Origin of the sequence: Paraburkholderia dinghuensis (assembly GCF_003837865.1) — a bacterium.
Classification (GTDB): Bacteria; Pseudomonadota; Gammaproteobacteria; order Burkholderiales; family Burkholderiaceae; genus Paraburkholderia; species Paraburkholderia dinghuensis.
In genome coordinates this window covers 1-5,930 of sequence record NZ_RQIS01000043.1, presented here as the reverse complement: position 1 = coordinate 5,930, position 5,930 = coordinate 1, and the positions used below count along the sequence as shown (strand labels likewise).

General features: G+C 58.7%; 9 protein-coding genes. 6 read left to right on the top strand and 3 right to left on the bottom strand.

Annotation, left to right across the window (positions count from 1 at the left end; genetic code table 11):
- Positions 1 to 62: 62 nt before the first annotated feature.
- Positions 63 to 278 (top strand): hypothetical protein, encoded by a 216-nt coding sequence (locus D1Y85_RS26765; RefSeq protein ID WP_124154084.1) that lies wholly within the window; start codon positions 63 to 65, stop codon positions 276 to 278.
- A gap of 118 nt (positions 279 to 396) precedes the next feature.
- On the opposite strand, the gene D1Y85_RS26760 is transcribed toward D1Y85_RS26765, so the two are convergent.
- The 3 genes from D1Y85_RS26760 to D1Y85_RS26750 all read right to left on the bottom strand — a co-directional run bounded on the left by D1Y85_RS26760 (position 397) and on the right by D1Y85_RS26750 (position 2,490).
- On the bottom strand, positions 397 to 633 hold the full coding sequence (locus tag D1Y85_RS26760) for a hypothetical protein (protein ID WP_124154083.1): 237 nt from the start codon (positions 631 to 633) through the stop codon (positions 397 to 399).
- Positions 634 to 704: 71 nt separating this feature from the next.
- Complete coding sequence (locus D1Y85_RS26755) at positions 705 to 1,775, bottom strand: DUF3800 domain-containing protein (protein WP_246025075.1); 1,071 nt, start codon at positions 1,773 to 1,775, stop codon at positions 705 to 707.
- A 343-nt stretch (positions 1,776 to 2,118) separates the two neighbouring features.
- Positions 2,119 to 2,490 carry a helix-turn-helix domain-containing protein gene (locus tag D1Y85_RS26750; RefSeq protein WP_124154081.1) on the bottom strand — a complete coding sequence of 124 codons (372 nt, stop codon included), beginning with the start codon at positions 2,488 to 2,490 and terminating at the stop codon, positions 2,119 to 2,121.
- A gap of 231 nt (positions 2,491 to 2,721) precedes the next feature.
- On the opposite strand from D1Y85_RS26750, the gene D1Y85_RS26745 reads away from it, so the two are divergent.
- The 5 genes from D1Y85_RS26745 to D1Y85_RS26725 form a co-directional block, all read left to right on the top strand.
- Complete coding sequence (locus D1Y85_RS26745; protein WP_246025074.1) at positions 2,722 to 3,198, top strand: hypothetical protein; 477 nt, start codon at positions 2,722 to 2,724, stop codon at positions 3,196 to 3,198.
- Between the two features lie 12 nt (positions 3,199 to 3,210).
- A complete protein-coding gene (locus D1Y85_RS26740; protein WP_246025073.1) occupies positions 3,211 to 3,792 on the top strand; it encodes an HAD domain-containing protein in 582 nt (193 codons plus the stop codon).
- A gap of 54 nt (positions 3,793 to 3,846) precedes the next feature.
- Complete coding sequence (locus D1Y85_RS26735) at positions 3,847 to 4,365, top strand: 3'-5' exoribonuclease (RefSeq protein ID WP_124154080.1); 519 nt, start codon at positions 3,847 to 3,849, stop codon at positions 4,363 to 4,365.
- 599 nt (positions 4,366 to 4,964) lie between these two features.
- Positions 4,965 to 5,156 carry a hypothetical protein gene (locus D1Y85_RS26730; protein ID WP_124154079.1) on the top strand — a complete coding sequence of 64 codons (192 nt, stop codon included), beginning with the start codon at positions 4,965 to 4,967 and terminating at the stop codon, positions 5,154 to 5,156.
- 200 nt (positions 5,157 to 5,356) lie between these two features.
- Positions 5,357 to 5,930 (top strand): two-partner secretion domain-containing protein (locus tag D1Y85_RS26725; RefSeq protein ID WP_124154078.1); only part of this gene is annotated, 574 nt, incomplete at its 3' end.

Here is a 5,930-nt window from a genome sequence, read left to right as displayed (position 1 = left end):
GGCCCCACCAGGCGCTGAAGATGAAAACCCCGGCTGAGGCATTCGCTTTAGCTGCTTAATCTGTGCAGGTTTCGCTGGGTCAATACACTGGCGTGGTGCAGGATTTGTTGTTCCACCACGAGACCGGGGCAGATGTTCCCGGTGGTGACGAGAAGATCATGGTAATGCGATGGATCGCCACTCCGGCAAAACATCTTGCCAAGGTCACTATTCAGATAACGCGTATGGAAAACGGCGAGATTGGTTATGGGGCCGTCGATATGGCCGTGGTGCAATAGTCTGCGCGAGATCGACAAGTTGAAAAGTTAGAACCGGCGGGAGCCGATTGAAACTGCTAAGCCAGTTAGAAGCGGTTTTGCGAGGGGTCGTAGGGGCTGTTATTCATCGCTTTCCTCGCTACGCCAGCTCGATTTGTGTGTTGGGTTTCATCGCGTCCGGGAACGACCCAATCTCAGGGCAATCGCGAAGATCTACGGTGACGCTTCCGCTCGTGCGCTTGTCGGCGCCGGCGAACACGAGCGTATTGCCCTCGTGGTTGACCTGATAGAGGCCCGCGACGATGTTGAGCCGCGCGCCGTCCTCGGCCCTACCGGAAAGGGGGCCGCGTCGCACACGCACGTTGACGATCGCCATGATCTACTCCTTCCGTTTTCCCTTGTTAGTCCGTCGACTTGTTCGGCCGCTCTCCGGCGCGTTTCGCAACATCACGGGCGATATCCAATATCTTGAAAAAAATCTGCGGTTCCATCGGGCAGGCTTCGCTGTCCTGGCAACGGATCATTTTCGCGGTTCATCTCCATTGTTGGCCACATACCACCTTGCAAAGCAACCATGAACCTAGAGTCCTTCAACTGATCATGGAATGGGGTGCGAGGCCGTCGCCCGGATGCTGCGAGCACCCAATCGATTGCCGCTCCGGCAAACAGGTCTGCGACTTGGAGTTGAGGCGCGAGCTTGGAGTCACCGAAACTCAATTGCGATATCCGCAGCGGCAGTTCGGCTTGCCTCGCCCCGTATCCGATCATGCGCCGCTGGGCATCCTTCGTCATGAGAGCGCGTAGAAACGGCTCGCAGCGCTTCAGGGGCTTGGATCTGTCATGAGTTAGCTCAAAGGCAGTATCAGTTTCACTCATCCAAAGTTGCATCAGTGCGGTAAAGAGATCGACCGCAGGATCGAACACGACCAAATCACGAAATACACCAATGAATTCTTGAAGGCGACCTCGCGCAGCAAGAAGTGGGGCAGCAATATCGCGCATCGATGGGGGTGTGAAATTGGCCCCCGCTGCGACAACGTCATCGAAGTGAGCGTATGAAACGGGCCCGCGGAGCTGAATAACTTTCAGGAAAGCGGCTAGGATGCGATCCCAGTAGCCAAATGGAAAAATGTTGGCGCCGGTGTAGAACCAGAGGTTAGTGAGGCCAACATGGGCGTCGCCCGCATACAGATCAACACCGAATTCATGCGCTAGCGGCTCCATAACCTTGTCGACGAGATGCGAAATCAGGTAGAAGCGCTTGTCGGCAACGAGTACCTTTGTGTTGTCTGCGGCGAACGCCGGCGCGTTAAAGAAGTGAAGAAGTGACTCTTGCCCCCTCTGACTGCTCTTCAGCTTCGAGTATTTCGCTTCGACCTGCCCCTGCCTAAGCAATGGGGTAACAAGGGCAAGTGCGTCATCTGCGTCCATCGCGGTCGATGCGAGTGCGAAGACCGGCTGGATGGCATTCAGCAGATCAACTCCAGTGTTCCCTGACTCGTCACAAAAGACGTGCATCACAATTCTCTGTGTTCCGTTCAGTCGTTGGCGCTACGGCCACGCCTCCGCGTCGACGGCGCACCTCGCTTGCGTGCGACCCCTGACAGAAACAGAAGCCGCTCGAAGAGTATCTTGATGCGGTGCTTCTGCGTCTGGATCGTCGAGCCGAATTGACCCGCGGCTAGCGCTGGAGGCAGCCTTTACCGCTGAGACTGCGGCAAACAGTCCAGTCCTCAGCGAGTGAAATTACCAGGCTTTGCTGGCAGACGGGCAGTAATGCTCAGATCGTTCCTCGTCGTCTGTGCCGATCCGATCTAACAGTTGTAGAGCCTGGTGTTGCCTGTTGGTCTGGAGCGTTAGTCTATTTCTTGGCAGTCTCTGGCGTCTTTTTCTGAACGCTGGAAACTTTGACGGCGTTTTTGGCAACCATCGGTACGTTTTTTTGATCGTTGATAGCGGTCACGCGCTTCTTGGTGGCCTTCGATGCTTTCTTCGTCGATCGACGAGCTTCTTCGAGCTTCCTATCGACGTCAGCTAGAAGCTCGGCCGGTGAGCATTTCAAAGCAGCAGCAAGTACAAACAGCATAGTCAGAGTTGGCTGGTGCTGACCGAGCTCCAGCATGCTGACGTAATTGCGCCGTATATCGGCCTCAAAGGCGAGCTGTTCCTGAGTTAGCTTCGCGTGAATACGGCGCTCGCGCAAGACGGCGCCAAAGACTCCAGCCAACTCCAAAATTCTCTCCCAGTGAAATGGGAGAACTCTCCAGTTGGCGCTATAATTTGTCTTCCCAGTGCACTGGGAATAAAGCGTTGGATATCTGACTGAAGCCTATGTGCAGTCTGGGTTTGCGGGATTTTTCGGTGGTGGTGAAGTGTTCGCAGGAGGGTACTTGATCCTCTTGGGGAGACTGGCGCGGCCACAGGGCGGTAAGTTGATAGAGAAAGCAAAGAGGTAGTTGGCAGTATGTTTGTGACGAGTGAAAAGAACCGATTGCCGCCGTACGCACTGCCGTTCGGCGAACCGGAAGGCACGACCGCGTGGACAGCGATTGAGCAGCTGATCCCGCGGGACGTGCTGATCCTGCGGGTGTCGCTGGCACGCTCGCGGGCGGTCCCCTCAATCGTGATGCTCGATCTGTCCGCGGCGGCGCCACACTTGGAGCAGTTTGTCGGCGGGGATGTCGTTCTCCGTGGTGCGGCCGTGCTGAGCACAAAATTCGCGCACGAAGTTGACCGGTGGAGGCTCGATCCGCTGAGCGAGATCCGGGTGGGGGGCACCGAGCCCGAACGGTACAGTCAGGGCGAGCGGCTGGTGACGGTGACCCGCTTCACGACGGCAGCGGGGCGCACGTTCTCCGTGCCGGTTGCCTTGGCGACGCGCGCGGCGCGCGGCAGGCGGCTCTGGCGCGCGAAGGCGCCAGCGACACCCGTCCGTTCCTGACCTAGGCCGGCTGTGGAAGCGCATCCGGACTTGGGGGCGGGCACGGGCATTGAGGAGCCGGACAAGCGGCCGCGCCGGCGGGGCGGCCTCGTGCTGTACCTTGATTTTGACGGGGTGCTTCATCCGGAGGATGTCTGGCGCCGGCCGGGCACCGGACCTTATGTCGCGAGCCCGCCGGGCCACGCACTGTTTGAACACGCGGCGCTGCTTGCGCGTTGCCTCGAGCCGTACCCAGAGCTGCACATTGTGTTGTCGACAAGCTGGGTGCGGGTGTTCCGCAGCGTTAGCAAGGTCGCCCGCCGTTTGCCGCCGGAACTGCGCCGCCGGGTGACCGGTGCGACCTTCCACGGCCAGATGGATCCGGCGTGGTTCTCGTCCGTGCCGCGTGGCCTACAGGTCTGGGGCGACGCGTGCCGGCGTCAGCCCACAGCATGGCTCGCGCTCGACGACGATGATGTGGGCTGGCCGGCGGTCTGCCGGGATCACCTGCTGCACACTGATCCCGTGCTCGGCATCAGCGATCCGGCGGTCCTCGCGCAACTGCAGGCGCGGCTTGCCGCGATGCACGGGCCTGAAGTGGGCTGGCCGCGATAATCCGCCCCTTATCAAGGGAAACAACGAGGGCGGGGCAAGGTGGAAAAGCGGGACATGACGGATACAGGCTTTCATGGCGCGTTGCTCTGGCCACTACCAGTCGAACCGCAGGGTGGTTCGACGAGCCGCTATTTCATCGACACGGAATTTACCGACTTCCGGCAGTGCCAGTTGATCAGTCTCGCCATAGTTGGCGAGAACGGGGACGAGTTCTACGGCGAGCGTACCGACTTCGATCCCGCGTGGTGCAGTGACTTTGTTCGCGTTGTGGTGCTACCGCAGCTCGGCCAGTTCGAGGGGCGTGCGATGCGATTTGAGCGGCTGCGCGAGACGCTGTTTGCCTGGCTCGTGAGCGTACCGGCCGCCGCCGGGCCGCTGCTCTGCTACGACTACGAGACAGACTTGAACCTGTTCCGGTTCCTGCTGGGTGCCCCGCTACCGCGTGGCTGGCGAATCGAGAATATCGCAGGCCGTCGCGACTGGGAGCGGCGCGCTGCATATTTCGCCCGGCATGGTGGCGAGCATCACGCACTGCATGATGCGCGGGCCAACGCGTACGCCTTTGCCGGGTGAATTTGGTGGCCGTGATGCGGCCACAAGAGGGCCACGTTTTTGTAATCGGACGCATGCATGCTTGCCGTGAACATTGCAGGTACACAGACAGGAGACAAGGATGGCCGGGAAACGAGAGTGGATTCCGCGAGCCGACGCACTGCGGATTGCGCAGCGCCTGCGTGCGCGCCGCTGTGAGCGAACAATAGAGTTAGACACAATACAATAGAGACTGACACAAGCCGCTTGCCGGTCGTTATGCTCCTGCCTCCCACTCAACGGGGCAAGCATGCGGGTACGACGTTTGAGGACCCAGCAGGACCTCGATCGAACGTGGCCCTGGGCTTTGGGCAGCGCGTCGGCGCCGACTACAAGCCGTGGCTTCGGGTGTAGCACGTTCCATCACGTGGCCGCTCACGAAAGGCTTGTAGTCTTGAGACAGGGCGCATTTACCATGCGCTCTCCGATCGCGAGTATCGCTATCTTGTAGCGCTCGAATTTTCGGAGCGCGTTGTCGATATCCGTGAGCAGTTCCCACTAGTCCTTCTGTGCCAGTCCAGGGTATCGCCCGCTGGCGCGGCATCTGCTATCCGCTTTATGCGGGGACATCCGTACCTTTCGTGACGACGACCGATTTCGTTGTCACCGTATCCCTGACGTACCGCATTGACGATGCGACGGCCGAGCTCATGTCGGAAGTGTTGACGGTGCTGGACAGCCACCCAGGCCAAATCCCCATACATGTATTTGCGTTCGCAACGAAAGCGCTCGTCGTGACAAAACAGACCATCAATCCCGACAACATCAAATAGATGCATCAAATCCGGGCGAAACGTGGCTTTTGCACAGGTTTTTGACGATATTTAACAGAACAAAATTCTTGCTCGATGCACGATTTCGCGCATGCGCGTGCAACGCGCGTAGAGGTCGATGCCGGACTGGTGTCGTGTGAAGCAGCTGGAAAACGTCCTGCAAGGGCAAGACTTCGTCCGGCATCACTGGTTCAAGAATAATGAATAACCGCTGTTACCGGCTCGTCTTTAGTACGATCCGCGGAATGCTTGTTGCCGTTGCAGAAACGGCCATCTCACACGGCAAATCCGGGCACGGAGAAACCGGCGCGTCGGGCGCATCCCGCACGGTCACGCTGTTTGCGATGCGTCATGCTGCATTCGCGGCGCTTGCGGTTTTCGGGCTTGCACCAGCCCTCTCTGATGCCCAGATCGTCCCTTCCGGTGCACATGCGCCGAACGTGATCAGCACCGCAAATGGCCTGCCTCAGGTGAACATCACGAAGCCATCGGGCGCTGGCGTATCACTGAACACCTATTCACAGTTCGACGTAAGCAAAAGCGGCGCGCTTCTGAACAATTCGCCCGTTAATGTGAATACACAACTCGCGGGCATGATATCCGGCAACCCGAATTACGGGTCGAACGACGCCGCGAAAATCATTGTCAACCAGGTTAATAGTAATAATCCCAGCCAGTTACGCGGTTACGTCGAGGTCGCAGGCCAGAAAGCCGCTGTTGTCATCGCGAACGGTTCGGGGATTGTGGTTGACGGCGGCGGTTTTATCAATACGT